This window comes from Acinetobacter sp. NIPH 298 (assembly GCF_000369505.1).
Taxonomy (GTDB): Bacteria; Pseudomonadota; Gammaproteobacteria; order Pseudomonadales; family Moraxellaceae; genus Acinetobacter.
This window is the reverse complement of the sequence record NZ_KB850054.1, coordinates 64,857-81,738: the sequence shown is the minus strand read 5'-3', so window position 1 is coordinate 81,738 and position 16,882 is coordinate 64,857. Positions and strand designations below refer to the sequence as shown.

Here is a 16,882-nt window from a genome sequence, read left to right as displayed (position 1 = left end):
TCATTGATGTATATCTGAGATCAACATGGCGAACCAAATAACCGAAACTTCACAAAGTACAACACAAGATTATGTACATTGGTTTCGCCATTCTGCACCATATATCAATGCACACCGCCATAAAACCTTTGTACTGATGTTTAGCGGTGAGGCGGTCCAACACCAAAACTTCCAACATATCATTCATGATATTGCGCTCTTACACTCTCTCGGTATTCGATTGATCTTGGTGTATGGCGCACGCCCGCAAATCAATCAGAATCTACTTGAAAGAAAGATTGAAACGCCTTTTCATCAAAATCGCCGTATGACCACTCGTGAATCGTTGCCTGCGGTGATGAATGCGGTGGGTTCAATTCGTTTAGAGATTGAAGCGCTCCTTTCCATGGGATTGGCAAACTCGCCAATGTACGGCGCTCGCATTGATGTGGTTTCAGGTAATTTTGTGACGGCTAAGCCCTATGGTATCCGTGATGGCGTTGACTTCCAGTTGACAGGGGAAGTGCGTTCCATCGATACCGATGCGATTCAGCGGCATTTGGACAACCACAATATCGTATTATTGGGACCTACGGGTTACTCAACCACAGGTGAAGTTTTCAACTTATTGGCGGAAGAAGTAGCAACCAAAACGGCGACTGCATTAAACGCGGATAAACTTATTTTCTTGGGCGAAAAACAGGGTCTAATGAATGAAAAACAACAATTATTACGTGAGTTAAGCCCTCGTCAACTTGAATCCTATATTCAACAATACCAAGCACACCATCCAGAATTTGCCCTGCATCTCAAACAAGCACAACAAGCCTCTTTATCTGGCGTGCATCGCGTGCATTTGATTTCTTATACCTATGATGGCGCGTTGATTGAAGAGCTATTTACCCGTGATGGGATTGGCACCATGATCACCGATGCGCATTATGAAGAAGTGCGTATTGCCAATATCAACGATGTCGGTGGTTTAATTAATTTACTTCGCCCACTTGAGCAAGAAGGGATTTTGGTTTACCGCTCTCGCGAACTGCTTGAAAGTGAAATCGAGCAATTTGCCGTAATTGAACGCGATGGAATGATCTTGGCATGTGCTGCACTCTACCCGATTTCTTCGGCATTGAATGAAACGCGTTCGGCTGAAATTGCCTGCGTTGCGGTTGATTCTAGCTACCGTAAATCCAATCGTGGCAGTCAAATTCTGCAATTCTTAGAAAACAAAGCCAAACAACAAGGGATTCAACAGTTATTCGTACTCACGACACGAACAGCGCACTGGTTTTTAGAACATGGCTTTGTACCCGCTCATATTGATGATTTACCCAATGCACGCCAAGCCCTATATAACTACCAACGTAACTCGCTGGTGTTTAAAAAAGTACTGGCCTAATGAAACTGGAGATATTTTTATTTCTGATAAAGATATCTCCAATTTATCATGATTTCTGTTTAACAACTGCCAGAGCATCTATTTACTTGATCTATAAAAATAATAAAACCGAATTAAAACAATATCTTAATAAGATAAAAATGATTTTCTGTTATTCCATCTAAAGATAAGATTATTCGTTCTTCTTTTTTGCACTTTTCATCATAAGTAATGCCCGATTATTTATTTTTTATGGATTAAAAAAAGTTTTAGCTTGGTTGCTCATCTTATTGAAGTCTTTTTGATTTTTCGGGGAGCACCACCAACATGACCAGTCCTATTCATCGTTCATGGGCAACATACACTCTTCTGGCAGCAGGTCTTGCCAGCGTGATCGGAGTTGCAGGTTGTGCAAAAAAATCTGAGCAGCAAGACACCACAAAACAACAGACCACAACATTAAGCATCGGCTTTCAAAAATATGGCATCTTGCCGATTGTTAAAGCAAAAGGTGAATTAGAAAAAAGTCTTGCTGCTCAAGGTATCCATGTCAAATGGGTGGAATTTCCAGCGGGTCCCCAGCTTTTAGAAGGTCTCAATGTTGGCAGTGTGGTTTTTGGTGAAGCAGGTGAAGCGCCTCCAATTTTTGCGCAAGCAGCCAATCCAAACTTGGTGTATGTCGCCAATCAACCTCCTGCACCAACTGCCGAAGCACTCATTGTGCAAAAAGACTCACCTATTCGATCCATACAAGATCTCAAAGGGAAACGTATTGCGCTCAATAAAGGCTCGAATGTCCACTACTTATTACTCAAGCTTTTAGAGGCAAATAAGCTCAGCTTAAATGACATTCAACCCGTCTATCTTCCACCCTCCGATGCCCGCGCTGCCTTTGAAAAAGGTGCGGTTGATGCTTGGGTGATTTGGGATCCTTTCTTCGCAGCGGCACAACATCAAATTCATGCACGTGTGCTTGCAAGCGGTGAACAGCTCGTTAGCAATCATCAGTTTTATTTAGCAGATCGTAAATTTGCGGAAAATCACCCTAACGCACTGAAAACGCTGGTCAGTACCCTCAATCAAACCACAGATTGGGTTAAAAGCCATCCTGACGATGCTGCAAAATTATTAGAAAAACCGACTGGACTTGGGTTTGATGTTTTAAAAACCTCCATTTCACGTATGGGATTTGGTGTTCAACCCATTTCTGCACAAGTCGCCAAAGAACAACAGTATGTTGCCGATGCATTCTTTGCTCAAAAACTCATTCCAAAGCAACTTGTGATTCAAGATGCTGTCTTAAAAAACCAACTTAAAAAATAGAGGCTCAGTATGAAGTGGTTCGTTAAAGTTTCGGTTATTGGTTTAGCCTTCAGCACATTTACACTCAGTGGATGCCAAAAACCAGAACAAACGCTTGGAAAAACCACTTCATCAACTGAAATGCAAAGCGTCAAAACTCTTTCGATTGGCTTTCAAAAATCATCACTCAATTTATTGGTTGCAAGACAACACAAGCTGTTTGAACAAGCATTTCCAAATGCCAAAATTGAGTGGCGGGAATTTCCTGCAGGCCCGCAAATGTTAGAAGCCCTCGCAGTTGGCGCGGTTGATTTTGGCTATGTTGGAAACACGCCACCGATCTTTGCCCAAGCCGCAGCAAAACCCTTGAGCTATGTGGCTTATGAAATAGTGGCACCGACGGCACAAGCGGTTCTAGTTCACGCAGATCACACGATTCATTCGCTTCAAGATTTGAAAGGTAAACGTGTTGCTGTACAGAAAGGCTCAAGTGCGCATGAATTATTAGCTAAAACTTTGCAAAAAGCAGGTTTATCTTGGCAAGACATTCAACCCATTTGGTTAGCCCCAGCCGAGGCACGTGCCGCATTTGATAAACAAGCGGTTGATGCATGGGCGATTTGGGAACCCTACTTAGGCACTGCCGAAATACAAGGTCACACCCGAACGTTGGTTGATGGCCGCGCGTTCCCAACCACGTATTCTTTTTATATTGGCAATCCTGACTTCATTCAAAAATATCCTGATTCCGTCCAGAAACTGATCAAAACCAACAATCTTGCAGATCAATGGATTGTGCAACACCCAGATCAAGCACTACAGATTTATGCCAAAAGCACGGGGCTCAGTATACCAGTCGCCCAACGGGTACTAGACAAACGACCAAAACCCTCACCTGTTCAGCCGCTCCTTCCAGAGGTCATACAGCATCAACAACAAATCGCCGATTTATTTAAACAAGCGCAACTCATTCCTACGCAGATTGATATCCAACAAAGTGTTTGGTCTGCCCAATAATCATTGCTTTTATTTTCATGAGGAACATCGACATGAATATTTTCTGGTTTATCCCCACTCACGGTGACAGTCGTTATTTAGGTACCAGTAAGGGTGCTCGTCAGGTCGATCATGCTTATATGAAACAAATTGCCGTTACAGTCGACCATTTAGGTTATGCCGGTGTCTTGATTCCTACAGGTCGTTCTTGTGAAGATCCGTGGATTACGGCGGCAAGCTTACTCGATGCAACCAAACAACTTAAATTCCTCGTTGCATTACGTCCGGGGATCACCACAGCGTCACTCGCTGCGCGTATGGCAGCAACTTTTGATCGTTTGTCGAATGGTCGTATTCTCCTCAACCTTGTTACGGGCGGAGATGAGCAAGAATTAAAAGGTGATGGTCTGTATGAAGACCACAGCACTCGTTATCAGACAGCTTCTGAATATGTAAAAATTTGGCGAGAAATTCTCACTCGCTCGCATACGGGTGAATCATTTACTTTTCACGGCGAACGTCTCAGTGTCGATGATGCCAAACTGCTCTACCCACCCGTACAAAAGCCTTATCCACCTTTATGGTTCGGTGGCTCATCAGACGCGGCAACTGAGCTTGCCGCTGAGCAAGTGGATACCTATTTGACTTGGGGTGAGCCACCTGCTGCGGTGAAAGAAAAAATCGAACACCTACGTGCCAAAGCGGCGGCTAAAGGACGTACGCTCAATTATGGTATTCGCTTACATGTCATCGTCCGCGAAAGTAATGAACAGGCTTGGGCTGCTGCGGATGAATTGATCCAATACCTCGATGATGAAACCATTGCCGCAGCACAGAAAAAATTTGCTCAAATGGATTCGGTTGGGCAACAACGTATGGCGGCGCTACATGGGGGCCGTAAAGATCAGCTTGAAGTCTCACCTAACCTTTGGGCGGGTATTGGTTTAGTTCGTGGCGGTGCAGGAACTGCTTTAGTCGGTGATCCTGAAACCGTTGCAGCACGTATCCAAGAATATGCTGATTTGGGGATTGATACCTTTATTTTCTCTGGCTACCCACATCTAGAAGAATCAATTCGGTTTGCTGAATTGGTGTTCCCTTTACTGCCACTTAAAACTCGAGAGAAATTGGCACAACCGCATTTAACAGGACCATTTGGTGAAATCATTGCCAATAACTATGTGCCTGAGGTCAAGCAACCCAGAAAAGTGGTTAAGGAGAGCGTATGAGTGCACAGACGCTATTCAATGATGTTTCACGTGGAACAAAAAGTTTAGGGAGAGGTTTGCTGCCGTGGTTGTTCCCCATTTTATTGGTCATGATTTGGCAAATCGCCTCAAGTGTGGGTGTATTACAAAGTCGAGTGCTACCCGCACCAACGGCTGTCGTGAGTGCTTTTTGGCATTTATTGGTCAGTGGTGAGCTTTGGCAACATGTCAAAGTCAGCGCTGGTCGGGCTTTGTTGGGTTTATTGGTCGGGGGTGGTTCAGGGCTTATTTTAGGTCTGGTGAATGGTTCATCACGGATTGCTTCGACCTTGCTTGATACCACCTTACAGATGATCCGTAACATCCCAGCACTGGCACTGATTCCATTGGTGATTTTATGGTTCGGAATCGATGAAACGGCCAAACTATTCTTGGTTGCTGTCGGTGTATTTTTCCCAATGTATATCAATACCTACCACGGTATTCGCTCAGTCGATCCTCAACTGATTGAAATGGGTAAGAGTTACGGACTCAATCGCTGGCAACTCTATAAAGACATTATTTTACCCAGTGCAATGCCTTCTATTTTGGTCGGGCTGCGTTTTTCTTTAGGGTTGGTTTGGGTCTTACTTATCGTGGCGGAAACCATTTCAGCGCAAGCAGGAATCGGCTATATGACCATGAATGCACGCGAGTTTTTACAAACTGATATCGTGTTGGTCGGCATTTTACTCTACGCCTTACTGGGCAAATTAGCGGATGTATTGGCACAAGCTTTAGAACATTATTTATTGCGCTGGCATGCAGGCTATCAAAAATAAAAAGGAGATGAATATGAGTAACTTAAATTTAAATTTCTTTGATGACAGTTTGATCCAACCTGTGGCTGAGCCAGAAACGCCAACCACTCCTGCAAATGGTGCAGATATTCTGATTGAACAACTCTATAAGTTTTATGGTGAGGTCAAGGTTTTAGAGGATTTAGATCTAAATATTCAAGCTGGGGAATTTGTTGCCATTGTAGGACGTAGTGGTTGCGGCAAAAGTACGCTACTGCGTCTGATTGCCCAACTGGAAAAACCGAGTTACGGTGAAATTAAATTCCAGTCGGCACGTAACTTTCGGGAAGGCATTACCAGTGCTGATATTCGAGTGATGTTTCAAGACCCTCGCTTACTGCCATGGAAGAACGTTTTGCAAAACGCACAATTAGGTTTAGCCAAAACCCAACATCACCTAGCAGAAACGCTTTTAGAAAAAGTTGGTTTAAAAGACAAAGCCATGCAGTGGCCCACTCAACTTTCTGGGGGACAACGTCAACGGGCAGCTTTAGCACGTGCCCTCTCCCATACGCCACGTATTTTGTTGCTGGATGAACCATTAGGGGCATTAGATGCATTAACTCGTTTGGAAATGCAAAAGCTCATTGAACAGTTATGGAAAGAACAAGGCTTTACGGCGATTTTAGTCACGCATGATGTTAGTGAAGCAGTCCAACTTGCCGATCGAATTATTTTGCTCGATCAAGGACACATCGCTCACAACTTTCAGGTCAACCTGCTACGTCCACGTAAAAAAAGTATTGCGTTTGCACAACTCGAACAGCAAGTCCTTAATGCGGTTTTAGCCACCTAAAACCGCCTTATCAACATTAAAATGTTATTAAAACCATAAAATGCGAAGCGCTTTCCCTTCAATGCAGCAGGAATAATTTACAAATCATGTAATTCAATTTTTAGATATCCATCATTTTCAAACACATCGTTACCGTTAATCTAAGAACTACATTTTTTTTAATAAAAAACTGTGTTCTTGTGCACAAAACCGACAATTTATCTTACAATGTCAATGACATTTTTTGAATCAAGCTCGCAGATGGAACAGAAAAAAAGTACACAAAAGCGCAATCAACTGCTGAATGCTGCCCTAGATGTTTTTTCCGTCTATGGGTTCAGTGGCGCTAGTTTGGATGAGATTGCACAACTCGCTAGTATGCACAAATCTAATATTTTCTATTACTATGAAAATAAAGAGTCTCTATACGTCGAGGTGCTAACCACGGTGTTGCAAAAGTGGCTTGCGCCCTTGCAAACATTGGAATCAGAACTTGAGCCGACCGAAGCACTCACCCACTATTTAATTCAAAAGCTAGAAAGCTCACGCGATCAACCGAAAGCATCGCGTTTGTTTGCACTGGAGATTATCCAAGGTGCACCGCATATTTTACCGATCTTAAAAGGTCCTTTGAAAAAGCTATTTAAACGCAAAACCAAAGTGATCCAAATTTGGCAAGAACAAGGTAAATTGTCTAAAGAAATTGATCCTGAACTGTTTATTATCAATATCTGGGCAATCACCCAAAACTATGCTGATTTTTCCACTCAAATGGAAATGGTGACGGGTAAAACCTTGCGCAATCGCAGCATGTACCAACGCTCTGTTGAACACACAGTACATTTGATGCTGTACGGCGCATTACCACGTTAAATTTTCTTTAGTTAAAAGCCTTAATTTTAGCGATTGAAATAAAAAAGCGACTTTGATAGTCGCTTTTTTTTATTGTATGCGTAATAAAAACCATTTCAGTGCTCAGAACACTGAAACGGTTTTGAGATAAAACTTCAATTATTTCGTATAAGGCGTAGTATGTTAATGCCTCTAATTGGCTTTGAAACTATATCCAAAATCTATGTCATCTAGATCTGTTTCATCAGTAAATAAAATTTCTAATAAATATTTAAATCTTTCATATCTATCAAAAATAGTTGGAATTCCCCAATCTTCATCTAGTGTATATAATTCATGTTCTTTAAAAATAGAAAATTTATCCCAATCAGAAACAATCATTAATTGCGTGATCCTCATAACACCCCATAAAATATTTCGAGGAATCGGTGTATTCTTTGGATAATGAAAATTGATACTTAATAAATCCTTTTCTAATTTCCAGTATTCAAGATCAGACCAAACACCTTCATCGAGCCACAAACCTATAAATGAATTAGGGTCATATATCTCTTCGCCTAAAAAAGTTATATTTCTATTAAAGTTTTCAAACACAGTATTCAATCTCCAATTCTATTCATATTTATATCATATGTGCCATTTCGTGTAGTTTTAATATTTAAGATAATGGTCGTTATGCGAATTTAAAGGAAAATAATTATATGTTTTTCATTAACTTATAAAAAATACAAGGTTTACCCATACATACTAAAGGGTTAAACTTTTTCATTTAAAAAATGTGCCTGATACAAAGCCAATAACTTTTGAGCACCCAAGAGTAAGTTCTCTTCCCAATCTAGATGGGCCGTATCATCCGCACCATCGGTAATATATTTGACTGAAATCAAACGCACATCCAACTTACGGCAGACTTTTGCCAAGGCATAGCCTTCCATATCCACTAAATTACAGCTTACTTTCGGCTGCCCTGTTTCGAAGGAGTCTCCCGTTCCACAAATCCCTTTGGGTAAATACTCAAAATGGGGCTGTGCATGAATTTCGGCAGGAATATCATCATCCATTGGCGTGACACCCACCGCAAAACCTAAGGGAGATACATCCATATCCCGCTGCACAAATGTGGTTACTTCAACCAGACTATGTGCATTAAAATGCGAACTTCCCGCACTACCTAAGTTAATTAAAGTCTTACATCCTGTTTTCTGAATCACTTCAAAGGCTTTAAATGCCGCATTGATTTTGCCAATTCCGCTGTAATGAACATCAATCCCCGCCTGTTCAAACAGACCTTTAGATTCATTTGGCAAAGCCATAATCAAGGCAACATCAGCACGCATACACTAGAACTCGTTTTAGGTGAAATTGAAAACCATATATAAAAAAAGCCGTGGTCTGCCACAGCTCAAATATTATTGCATCTTCTGCTGCAATGCGACCAAGCATGGAGAGAAAAATAATTGGCCACTATATGCGCCCGCCACTGTTTTCTTCATTACCAAAGCCCATAAGCCAACTAAAAGTAGACTTAAAACCACAGCAACATACTGTAGCGCATCAATATGTAACTGATGTGCCAAATTAAAGATCGCTAAGATAAAGACCCCAAATGGAAAGGTCAGACCCCACCACCCTAAGTTAAATGGAATGCCAGTTCGCGCATGTCTCAGTGTGGTTAAAATGGCGATACCGAACCACCACACTCCAAAGCCTAACAAAACTAGACTCGCCACAATCCCAAGAGCTGGCAATAATATTGCTAAGCTTTCAAAACCCATGGCTTGCATAATCCGTGGTGCTTGCTCACCCAATAAAAGTAATGCCAACGCCCCTGTGCCAATCGGTCCTAAACACAACCAACTTGAGATCGCCACTTCTTTCTCAGGTAGTTGATGCAAAGCCAAGCGCAACATCAAAATCGTCAATACTGCAAAAGCAGGTAAAACAGAAATTCCCCACAACACATAACCCGTGATCAAAATATAAAAAGCATGTTGATCTGCTGCCAAATGTTGTACTAACAGACCCGCAGAGCTTGCTGCAACCTCACACGCCACAATGGGTAATAACCAAACTGCTGTCATACGATGTAAATGATGATCTTGACAGCTAAACATACAAAATGGCACGAGCCACGCAATCACAACCGCAAGGAACACATCGATGTACCAAAGATACTGTGCAATTTGAATAGCAATATCACCATATAACGCTGTACCAAAACTGAGAAAACCATTGGCTATGGTTGCCAAGCCCATCGGAATTGCACCCAAAAATAAGCTCATATTGGGATGCGTGAAAATCTGCTTGGCTTCTGCTGGAAACAGAATCCAACGTAAGATATAGAGAACACTAAAAGTGCTAAATAACAGAATATTGAACTGCCATAATTTGGTCGCCAGCATAAACATGAGCGATGACGCAAAAGGTAACTGTGCTAAAATCATTGCCACCACCCCCGTTCCCATGGTTGCAGTAAACCAGTTCGGGGTAAAATGACGAATCACATCTCTGCTCTGTTGTAACTGGTAAAATGGCTTTTTCATCTTTAGCTCTAAGTAAAGCGACGATAAGAGAATCTTAGTCTAACTTATTAATAAGAAAAATTGATTTATTTTTATTTAATAGATCAATTTAATTGATATATAGTTCTTAAATATTGAAAATATCTTGTATAAAAACACAACAACAAGACGAAACGCTGAGAATATGGCAAAATACAGCCTTTGCAAAATTCGCTGAATTTAACGCCCATGAAGTTGCTTCGTCTCAACGCTTTATCGCCAGATTTTCAGTTACCGCCGACTGCGGTAACGATTGGCAATTTTGATGGTGTCCATTTAGGGCATCAAGCGATGATTGCTCAACTTAAAACGTTGGCAGCAGCCAAAGGCTTAAAAACATTAGTGATGATTTTTGAGCCGCAACCCCTCGAATTTTTTAAAGGCTATGATGCGCCACCACGTATTAGCTCTCTACGCGAAAAAGTAGAATATTTAACAGAGCTGGGCGTCGACTATATTGCTGTGGCCAAATTTAATCATTATTTTAGAAGTTTAAACGCCACTGAATTCGCTGAATTACTCAAACTCAAACTCAATGCCCAAAGCTTGGTGTTAGGCGATGACTTTCATTTTGGCAAAGATCGTCAAGGCAATAGCAGTTTTTTACGCGATTATGGTTTTGATGTGATCAACCTTAATACCGTTGCCTTAAATGGTGACCGTGTTAGTTCAACCCGTATTCGTCAAGTCTTACAAGAAGGTGATCTCGCATTAGCAGCAAAGTTACTGGGTCGCCCTTATAGCATCACAGGTCGTGTGCAATACGGTGATCAAATCGGACGTACGCTTGATTTCCCAACGATTAATGTCCGCTTAAACCGCCATAAACCGTGTTTAAGTGGGATTTATGCTGTAGATGTCGTATGTGAAAATGCTTCACTTGCAGCAAAAATAAAACATGCAGATCCTGCGTTAAATGGTATTGCAGGATACCAAGGTGACAGTTTGTTTGGTGCAGGTCATGTGGGGACACGCCCTGCAATTCAACAAGCTCAACCTGAATGGCGATTAGAGGTACATTTCCCCGATGTTTCTGCTAATCTGTATGGCTTATTAATGCGGGTAACCTTTCTTCACTATTTACATGGTGAACTGAATTATCCTTCGCTTGAAGCACTCAAAGCTGGAATTGATGATGATGTACAGCAGTTACGAGATTATCGTAAGCGTACACCAGAATTTCCTTTTTAAATTTAATTGTAAAACCTGTCAGTTTAGACTGATCAAACTGGAAGACAACTTGCATGAGCGATAAGCAAACTCCTGAAAATGCAGTGGATTATAAAACCACACTCAATTTGCCTGACACTCAATTTGCCATGAAGGCAAATTTGGCTGTGCGTGAAGCCAAATGGTTAGAAGAGTGGTATGCCGACAACATTTATCAGCAGATTCGTGCATCGCGTATTGGTAAGAAAAAATATATTTTGCATGATGGCCCTCCGTATGCGAACGGTACCATTCACTTAGGTCACGCCGTCAACAAGGTGCTTAAAGACATTATCGTCAAAAGTCGTACTTTGGCAGGTTTTGATGCGCCTTATGTACCCGGTTGGGACTGCCACGGTTTACCGATCGAACTTAAAGTTGAAGAAAAAGTCGGTAAAGTCGGTGAGAAAGTGGATGCTGCGACGTTCCGTAAGCACTGCCGTGAATATGCACAACAACAAATCGATATACAACGCGCTGATTTTAAACGCTTAGGTGTGTTAGGTGATTGGGATAATCCCTATCTAACCATGAACTTTAAGCAAGAAGCCGATATTGTGCGTGCTTTAGGTCAAATTCAAAAAAATGGTCACGTACAGCCGGGTTTAAAGCCCGTGAACTGGTGTATGGACTGTGGCTCTGCACTTGCTGAAGCTGAAGTTGAATACGAAGATAAAAAATCTGATGCAATTGACGTTGGTTTTACCGTTGTTGATCTCAAGGATTTAAGTGCGCGTCTAGGTGTAGAAGTCCAAGACGTGACTGATATCGTGATTTGGACTACCACACCGTGGACCTTGCCTGCCAACCAAGCTGTGGCATTACACGCTGAAATTGACTACCAGTTGGTTCAGGTCAGCACTGATCGCGCTAAGCAAAACTTTATTTTGGCCAAAGATTTAGTCGAATCGGCGATTGAGCGTTACAAGCTTGAGCATCCTGTTGTTTTGGCTGATTTTACTGGTAACAAACTTGAAAACTTGTTGCTTCAGCATCCATTACTGGTAGATCGTCAAGTTCCAATCATTTTAGGTGAGCACGTTATTGCAACCAGCGGTACAGGGGCGGTACACACTGCACCTGGACATGGTGTGGATGACTATAAAGTCGGCTTACAATATAACCTTAAAGTCGATAACCCTGTGGGTGGCAATGGTGTGTATTTACCGACTGCCCCTATCTTTGCTGGCGAGCACATCTATAAAGCCAATCCAAAAATCATTGAAGCTTTAGGGGCGACAGGTCGTTTGTGGGCGCATCAACCGATCAAACACAGCTACCCACATTGCTGGCGTCATAAAACGCCGATTATCTTCCGTGCGACACCGCAATGGTTCATTAGCATGGATCAAGAAAACTTGCGTAGTAAAGCACTCAATGCAATCGAGAATGACATTGAGTTCGTACCAAGTTGGGGTAAGAGCCGTATTGAGTCAATGATTGATGGCCGTCCAGACTGGTGTATCTCTCGTCAACGGACTTGGGGTGTTCCAATCCCATTCTTCGTGCATAAAGACACCAATGAATTACATCCTCGCACCCCTGAATTGATCGAGGAAGTTGCAAAACTGATCGAGCAAGAAGGCATTGATGCTTGGTTTAATCGTGAAGCCAAAGACTTCATTGGTGCAGATGCTGAACAATATAATGCTATTCGCGACACCTTAGATGTTTGGTTCGATTCAGGTACGACACACTATGCAGTTCTTGAGCAGCGTGAAGAACTGGAATGTCCTGCTGATTTATATCTAGAAGGTTCAGACCAACATCGTGGCTGGTTCCAATCTTCGCTACTCACCTCAATCGCAACCCATAATCGTGCACCCTACAAAGCATTGCTAACGCATGGTTTCACGGTTGATGAAAATGGTCGTAAACTCTCTAAATCATTGGGGAATTACATTCCATTAGAAGAAATCATCAAGCAATTGGGTGCAGATGGCTTACGTCTGTATGTTGCATCAAGCGACTACCGCTATGAAATCGCAGCGAGTAAAGAGATCTTTAGTCGTGTCAGCGATAGCTATCGCCGTATTCGTAATACCTTACGTTTCTTACTTGCCAACTTAAATGGTTTTAAACCAAGTACCGATGCGCTCCCTGTAAACCAATTGATCGAGCTTGATCAATATATTTTACAACGTGCTCACGACGTACAAAAAACCATTGTTGCAGCTTATGAAGAAATGAACTTCCATGCGGTGTGTAGCGCATTAACCACGTTCTGTATTAACGATTTGGGTGGTTTCTATCTCGACATCATCAAAGATCGTCAATACACCACTAAAGCCGATTCACAAGCTCGTCTATCTGCTCAAACTGCGCTGTATCATATCGTTCAGGCCTTTGTCCGCTGGATGTCTCCTATCTTGAGCTTTACTGCGCAAGAAGCTTGGTCACTGATTCCAGAACAAACTGAAAAATACGTGTTCACCGCTGAATGGTACGACATCCCTGTTGCCTCAGCTGAAAGACAAATCACTGAAGCAGATTGGCAAACATTGATTAGCGTAAAGTCAGCAGTAAATAAACAGATCGAAGCAGCACGTAACGCTAAACTGGTGGGCAGTAACTTATCTGCTAAAGTTGAACTTTGGGCAGATGAAGCGCTAGAAAAAGTATTAAACCAATTGGCTAACGAACTTCGTTTCGTCTTGATTACCTCACAAGTCATCGTTCACCCTTATGCTGAGCAAGGTGAAAGCACAGACCTTGCAGGTTTACGTGTTCGAATTTCGGCTGCTGAAGGTGAAAAATGTGTACGTTGCTGGCATGTATTGCCTGATGTAAATACACATGTTGGTCATGCTGGTTTATGCTCCCGCTGTATCGTCAACGTCACTGGCAGTGGCGAAGTGAGAAAGTATGCCTAATTCACAAACCAAAACGGGCTTGTTCCAATTTTACCCACACAATCTACTTTGGCTTGGACTTTCACTCCTTGCCATCGTGTTGGATCAATGGACCAAATGGATTGCGAGCTCGCATTTAAATTATGCAGATCCTATTCCAGTATTGCCTTTTCTAAATTGGACATTACTGCATAATTATGGCGCAGCATTTAGTTTCTTATCTGATGCTGGTGGATGGCAACGCTACTTTTTTACCTCGTTAGCAGCATTAGTTTCAGTCATTTTTATTTTCTGGCTGATGCGCATGCCGAAGAAAATGATCGTTTTACCGATGGCGATTGCATTGATTCTTGGTGGTGCGCTTGGTAATTTAATTGACCGCGTCAGTTTGGGCTATGTGGTGGACTTTATCCATGTTTACTATCAAAACAGCCACTTCCCAGCATTCAATATTGCAGACAGTGCCATTACCTTAGGGACTATTCTGCTATTGATTGATACCTTCTTCCTTGAAAAGAAACGCAACCAAAACAAGGATGCATAACATGACTGACATTATCCAACCAAACGAAGAAACCCGTATCCAAGATGGCTCAAAGGTCGATTTGCATTTTTCTGTTTCGATTGAAAATGGCGTTGAGATTGACAACACACGCGGTCGTGAAGAACCGGTTAGTCTTGTGATTGGTGATGGTAACTTGTTACCTGGATTTGAAAAGGCTTTATTTGGCTTACGTGCAGGCGACCGTCGTACCGTACATTTGCCACCTGAAGATGCTTTTGGTCCTTGGAATCCTGAAAATATACAAACCTTTGATACAGTAAAGTTTGAACAACCTCCAATCGTTGGTCATATGATTGAGTTCGAAGATAAAGCCAAAGCAAGCTTGTTTGGTATCGTGAAATCAGTCAATGATGACATCACAGAGATCGATTTTAATCACCCACTGGCAGGGAAAAACATTACTTTTGAGGTCGAAATCTTTAAAGTCACTCCTGCGGGTCAGCAAGCCATTAAACTGATGTAATACAAAAGCTCTCAAATGAGAGCTTTTTTTATCCCTCAAGATAAGTATAAGATTATTTAGACCTTCTCATATTCGTGAAAATTAAATCGTCAAACAAATAAATTATAGGAATTAATAAATGCTCATTCATATTATTGTTGGAAGTGTTCGTGAAGGACGCACTGCGATTAAAGTTGCTAATTGGCTACAGCAGGCGATTACAGCATTTTCATTGGAAAACATCCAAACAGAAATCGTAGACTTGAAAGAATGGGATCTGCCTATTTTTGCAGGTGCTCACCCTCCTGCCTCAGGGATTTATGATCAACCCAAACAACAACAGTGGGCCGATAAAATTGCGACTGCTGATGCTTTTATCTTGATTAGCCCTGAATATAATCATGGTTATAGCCCAGCACTTAAGAATGCATTGGACTACTTAGGTAAGGAATGGCAAGGTAAACCTGCTGCTTACATCGGTTATGGCTCAACCAATGGCTCTCGTTCAATTGATCAGATCCGTCAGGTGGGTACACAACTTGGCATGATTGATTCTAATGCGACCTTAGAAATTCGGGATATTTTCAAACGTAATAAAGAACAAACCTTTGAAGCAAATGAGTTTGAGGTGAAAGGTTTAAAAGGAATGGTTGAGAAATTACAGAAATATCATTCAGCTTAGCTGTAAGCCTGAACTTACATGGATCGGGGTTATTGACGAATATACAGTGCCCCGTATTCACTTTAATATACAAAGCATACAGAGACAGGAAGTCTCCTTCAGAATAACAAGACCCACAGGAAGTGGTTGTTTATAGGAAATAAACGACAATAAACTAAATACGAAAAAGCCCCGTCAGGACGATGGGGCTTTTTTTATTACTTTTATTAGGATGTAACAGAACTAGACATCTTGTCTCTTAAGATACAATCTGCCACTTAAAGCACTACATTTCTCCCGCTTTTGCATTGCTAACCTAACTAAAAGTAATCTCGAGGAGAAACTACGATGGCTAAAAAAGCATTATTTATAACTTCAAATTTTGGTGTTGAACACGATGAACTTATCCAGCCCCTTGAGTTCTTAAAAACTAAAGGGGTTGAAGTCATACATGCCGCAGAGACATCTCAAACAGTACAAACAGTGAAAAGTGATAAAGAAATAGGACCTAGCTATTCCCCTCAAACTTCTTTAGATCAGGTTTCAGCAGAAGATTATGAAATTTTGATCATTCCGGGCGGTACTGTAAATGCAGATAGCCTTCGCCTCAATGAAACAGCACATAAAATTATTCAATATTTTACTAATCAGAAAAAACCTATTGCTGCAATTTGTCATGCACCTTGGGTTCTAATCAATGCAGAGCGAATCAAAGATAAGAATCTAACCTCATATAAAAGTATTCGCTTAGATCTTGAGAATGCAGGAGCGAATTGGGTGAATGAAGCTGTACATCGCTGCAACACCAATGACTGGCCTCTGATTACCTCACGTTGCCCAGATGACATTCCGCAATTTAACGAAGCAATTCTAAAAGAGCTTACTCAAACCTAAGATTAAAGTTTAGTTTATTTTTCTACTAATAATTTTACTTTTCACTCCCCAATAAAAACACCCCCAACCGCTAGGTTGGGGGTGTTTAGATTTAAAAGCTGGCGATGACTTACTCTCACATGGCAAGTGCCACACTACCATCAGCGCGAAGAGGTTTCACTTCTGAGTTCGGGAAGGGATCAGGTGGTTCACTCTTGCTATTGTCGCCAGCAAACTGTTGTGGTGCTTTGGGGTCTTAATCACGTTGTGAGTTAAATTTCACAGTGTGTGCCTTACTTACGAACCAAAGAGTTATTAACGGATTAGTATATTAAGTCTGTTTTTACGGTGTTCATTATATCTAGCTATTTCACTAAATCAAGATGA

General features: G+C 41.7%; 17 protein-coding genes and 1 rRNA gene. 13 read left to right on the top strand and 5 right to left on the bottom strand.

Annotated features, from left to right (window positions below):
• Positions 1–25 precede the first annotated feature (25 nt).
• The 7 genes from argA to F903_RS02750 all read left to right on the top strand — a co-directional run bounded on the left by argA (position 26) and on the right by F903_RS02750 (position 7,353).
• Complete coding sequence (argA, locus tag F903_RS02780; protein ID WP_005194447.1) at positions 26–1,381, top strand: amino-acid N-acetyltransferase; 1,356 nt, start codon at positions 26–28, stop codon at positions 1,379–1,381.
• 306 nt (positions 1,382–1,687) lie between these two features.
• Positions 1,688–2,683 (top strand): sulfonate ABC transporter substrate-binding protein, encoded by a 996-nt coding sequence (locus F903_RS02775; protein ID WP_005194445.1) that lies wholly within the window; start codon positions 1,688–1,690, stop codon positions 2,681–2,683.
• Positions 2,684–2,692: 9 nt separating this feature from the next.
• Positions 2,693–3,679: an aliphatic sulfonate ABC transporter substrate-binding protein gene (locus tag F903_RS02770; RefSeq protein ID WP_005194444.1), complete on the top strand. Its 987-nt coding sequence runs from the start codon at positions 2,693–2,695 to the stop codon at positions 3,677–3,679.
• Positions 3,680–3,711: 32 nt separating this feature from the next.
• Entirely contained in the window at positions 3,712–4,887 is a 1,176-nt protein-coding gene (gene ssuD, locus F903_RS02765; RefSeq protein ID WP_005194441.1) for an FMNH2-dependent alkanesulfonate monooxygenase, read from the top strand.
• On the top strand, positions 4,884–5,687 hold the full coding sequence (gene ssuC / locus F903_RS02760; protein WP_005194439.1) for an aliphatic sulfonate ABC transporter permease SsuC: 804 nt from the start codon (positions 4,884–4,886) through the stop codon (positions 5,685–5,687). The genes ssuD and ssuC overlap by 4 nt, the downstream gene beginning before the upstream one ends.
• A gap of 13 nt (positions 5,688–5,700) precedes the next feature.
• Complete coding sequence (locus tag F903_RS02755) at positions 5,701–6,501, top strand: ATP-binding cassette domain-containing protein (RefSeq protein ID WP_005194438.1); 801 nt, start codon at positions 5,701–5,703, stop codon at positions 6,499–6,501.
• Positions 6,502–6,741: 240 nt separating this feature from the next.
• Positions 6,742–7,353 (top strand): TetR/AcrR family transcriptional regulator, encoded by a 612-nt coding sequence (locus F903_RS02750; protein WP_004667910.1) that lies wholly within the window; start codon positions 6,742–6,744, stop codon positions 7,351–7,353.
• 171 nt (positions 7,354–7,524) lie between these two features.
• Here F903_RS02750 and F903_RS02745 read toward each other — a convergent pair whose 3' ends face one another.
• From F903_RS02745 to F903_RS02735, 4 genes are all read right to left on the bottom strand, one after another.
• Positions 7,525–7,926 (bottom strand): Imm41 family immunity protein, encoded by a 402-nt coding sequence (locus F903_RS02745; RefSeq protein WP_005194435.1) that lies wholly within the window; start codon positions 7,924–7,926, stop codon positions 7,525–7,527.
• A 5-nt stretch (positions 7,927–7,931) separates the two neighbouring features.
• Entirely contained in the window at positions 7,932–7,997 is a 66-nt protein-coding gene (locus tag F903_RS16945; RefSeq protein ID WP_416202011.1) for a toxin C-terminal domain-containing protein, read from the bottom strand.
• 90 nt (positions 7,998–8,087) lie between these two features.
• Positions 8,088–8,669, bottom strand: a complete 582-nt coding sequence (locus F903_RS02740) for a 5'-methylthioadenosine/S-adenosylhomocysteine nucleosidase family protein (protein WP_005194432.1) — start codon at positions 8,667–8,669, stop codon at positions 8,088–8,090.
• Between the two features lie 72 nt (positions 8,670–8,741).
• Complete coding sequence (locus F903_RS02735; protein WP_005194430.1) at positions 8,742–9,875, bottom strand: TDT family transporter; 1,134 nt, start codon at positions 9,873–9,875, stop codon at positions 8,742–8,744.
• Between the two features lie 207 nt (positions 9,876–10,082).
• Here F903_RS02735 and ribF point away from each other — a divergent pair, with 207 nt between their 5' ends.
• The 6 genes from ribF (at position 10,083) to F903_RS02705 (ending at position 16,516) form a co-directional block, all read left to right on the top strand.
• Positions 10,083–11,084, top strand: coding sequence for a riboflavin biosynthesis protein RibF (ribF, locus tag F903_RS02730; protein ID WP_005194428.1), 1,002 nt, complete (start codon positions 10,083–10,085; stop codon positions 11,082–11,084).
• Positions 11,085–11,137: 53 nt separating this feature from the next.
• Positions 11,138–13,975: an isoleucine--tRNA ligase gene (gene ileS, locus F903_RS02725; protein ID WP_005194426.1), complete on the top strand. Its 2,838-nt coding sequence runs from the start codon at positions 11,138–11,140 to the stop codon at positions 13,973–13,975.
• Positions 13,968–14,498: a signal peptidase II gene (gene lspA, locus F903_RS02720; RefSeq protein ID WP_004667903.1), complete on the top strand. Its 531-nt coding sequence runs from the start codon at positions 13,968–13,970 to the stop codon at positions 14,496–14,498. Before ileS ends, lspA begins: the two co-directional genes overlap by 8 nt.
• Position 14,499: 1 nt before the next feature.
• Positions 14,500–14,982, top strand: a complete 483-nt coding sequence (locus F903_RS02715; RefSeq protein ID WP_004667902.1) for an FKBP-type peptidyl-prolyl cis-trans isomerase — start codon at positions 14,500–14,502, stop codon at positions 14,980–14,982.
• Positions 14,983–15,100: 118 nt separating this feature from the next.
• Complete coding sequence (locus F903_RS02710) at positions 15,101–15,643, top strand: NADPH-dependent FMN reductase (protein WP_005194422.1); 543 nt, start codon at positions 15,101–15,103, stop codon at positions 15,641–15,643.
• 327 nt (positions 15,644–15,970) lie between these two features.
• Positions 15,971–16,516 carry a type 1 glutamine amidotransferase domain-containing protein gene (locus F903_RS02705; RefSeq protein ID WP_005194420.1) on the top strand — a complete coding sequence of 182 codons (546 nt, stop codon included), beginning with the start codon at positions 15,971–15,973 and terminating at the stop codon, positions 16,514–16,516.
• Between the two features lie 96 nt (positions 16,517–16,612).
• On the opposite strand, the gene rrf is transcribed toward F903_RS02705, so the two are convergent.
• Positions 16,613–16,727, bottom strand: a 5S ribosomal RNA gene (rrf, locus tag F903_RS02700).
• Between the last annotated feature and the right edge of the window lie 155 nt (positions 16,728–16,882).

What these genes read in the sequence shown, in the direction of transcription:
- F903_RS02705 (WP_005194420.1), top strand. Translation starts at nt 15,971, where the DNA reads ATGGCTAAAAAAGCATTATTTATAACTTCAAATTTTGGTGTTGAACAC.
- F903_RS02755 (WP_005194438.1), top strand. Translation starts at nt 5,701, where the DNA reads ATGAGTAACTTAAATTTAAATTTCTTTGATGACAGTTTGATCCAACCT.
- F903_RS02735 (WP_005194430.1), bottom strand. Translation starts at nt 9,875, where the DNA reads ATGAAAAAGCCATTTTACCAGTTACAACAGAGCAGAGATGTGATTCGT.
- argA (WP_005194447.1), top strand. Translation starts at nt 26, where the DNA reads ATGGCGAACCAAATAACCGAAACTTCACAAAGTACAACACAAGATTAT.
- ribF (WP_005194428.1), top strand. Translation starts at nt 10,083, where the DNA reads ATGAAGTTGCTTCGTCTCAACGCTTTATCGCCAGATTTTCAGTTACCG.
- ssuD (WP_005194441.1), top strand. Translation starts at nt 3,712, where the DNA reads ATGAATATTTTCTGGTTTATCCCCACTCACGGTGACAGTCGTTATTTA.
- F903_RS02740 (WP_005194432.1), bottom strand. Translation starts at nt 8,669, where the DNA reads ATGCGTGCTGATGTTGCCTTGATTATGGCTTTGCCAAATGAATCTAAA.
- F903_RS02775 (WP_005194445.1), top strand. Translation starts at nt 1,688, where the DNA reads ATGACCAGTCCTATTCATCGTTCATGGGCAACATACACTCTTCTGGCA.
- F903_RS02715 (WP_004667902.1), top strand. Translation starts at nt 14,500, where the DNA reads ATGACTGACATTATCCAACCAAACGAAGAAACCCGTATCCAAGATGGC.
- F903_RS02770 (WP_005194444.1), top strand. Translation starts at nt 2,693, where the DNA reads ATGAAGTGGTTCGTTAAAGTTTCGGTTATTGGTTTAGCCTTCAGCACA.
- ileS (WP_005194426.1), top strand. Translation starts at nt 11,138, where the DNA reads ATGAGCGATAAGCAAACTCCTGAAAATGCAGTGGATTATAAAACCACA.
- F903_RS02710 (WP_005194422.1), top strand. Translation starts at nt 15,101, where the DNA reads ATGCTCATTCATATTATTGTTGGAAGTGTTCGTGAAGGACGCACTGCG.
- lspA (WP_004667903.1), top strand. Translation starts at nt 13,968, where the DNA reads ATGCCTAATTCACAAACCAAAACGGGCTTGTTCCAATTTTACCCACAC.
- F903_RS02750 (WP_004667910.1), top strand. Translation starts at nt 6,742, where the DNA reads ATGGAACAGAAAAAAAGTACACAAAAGCGCAATCAACTGCTGAATGCT.
- ssuC (WP_005194439.1), top strand. Translation starts at nt 4,884, where the DNA reads ATGAGTGCACAGACGCTATTCAATGATGTTTCACGTGGAACAAAAAGT.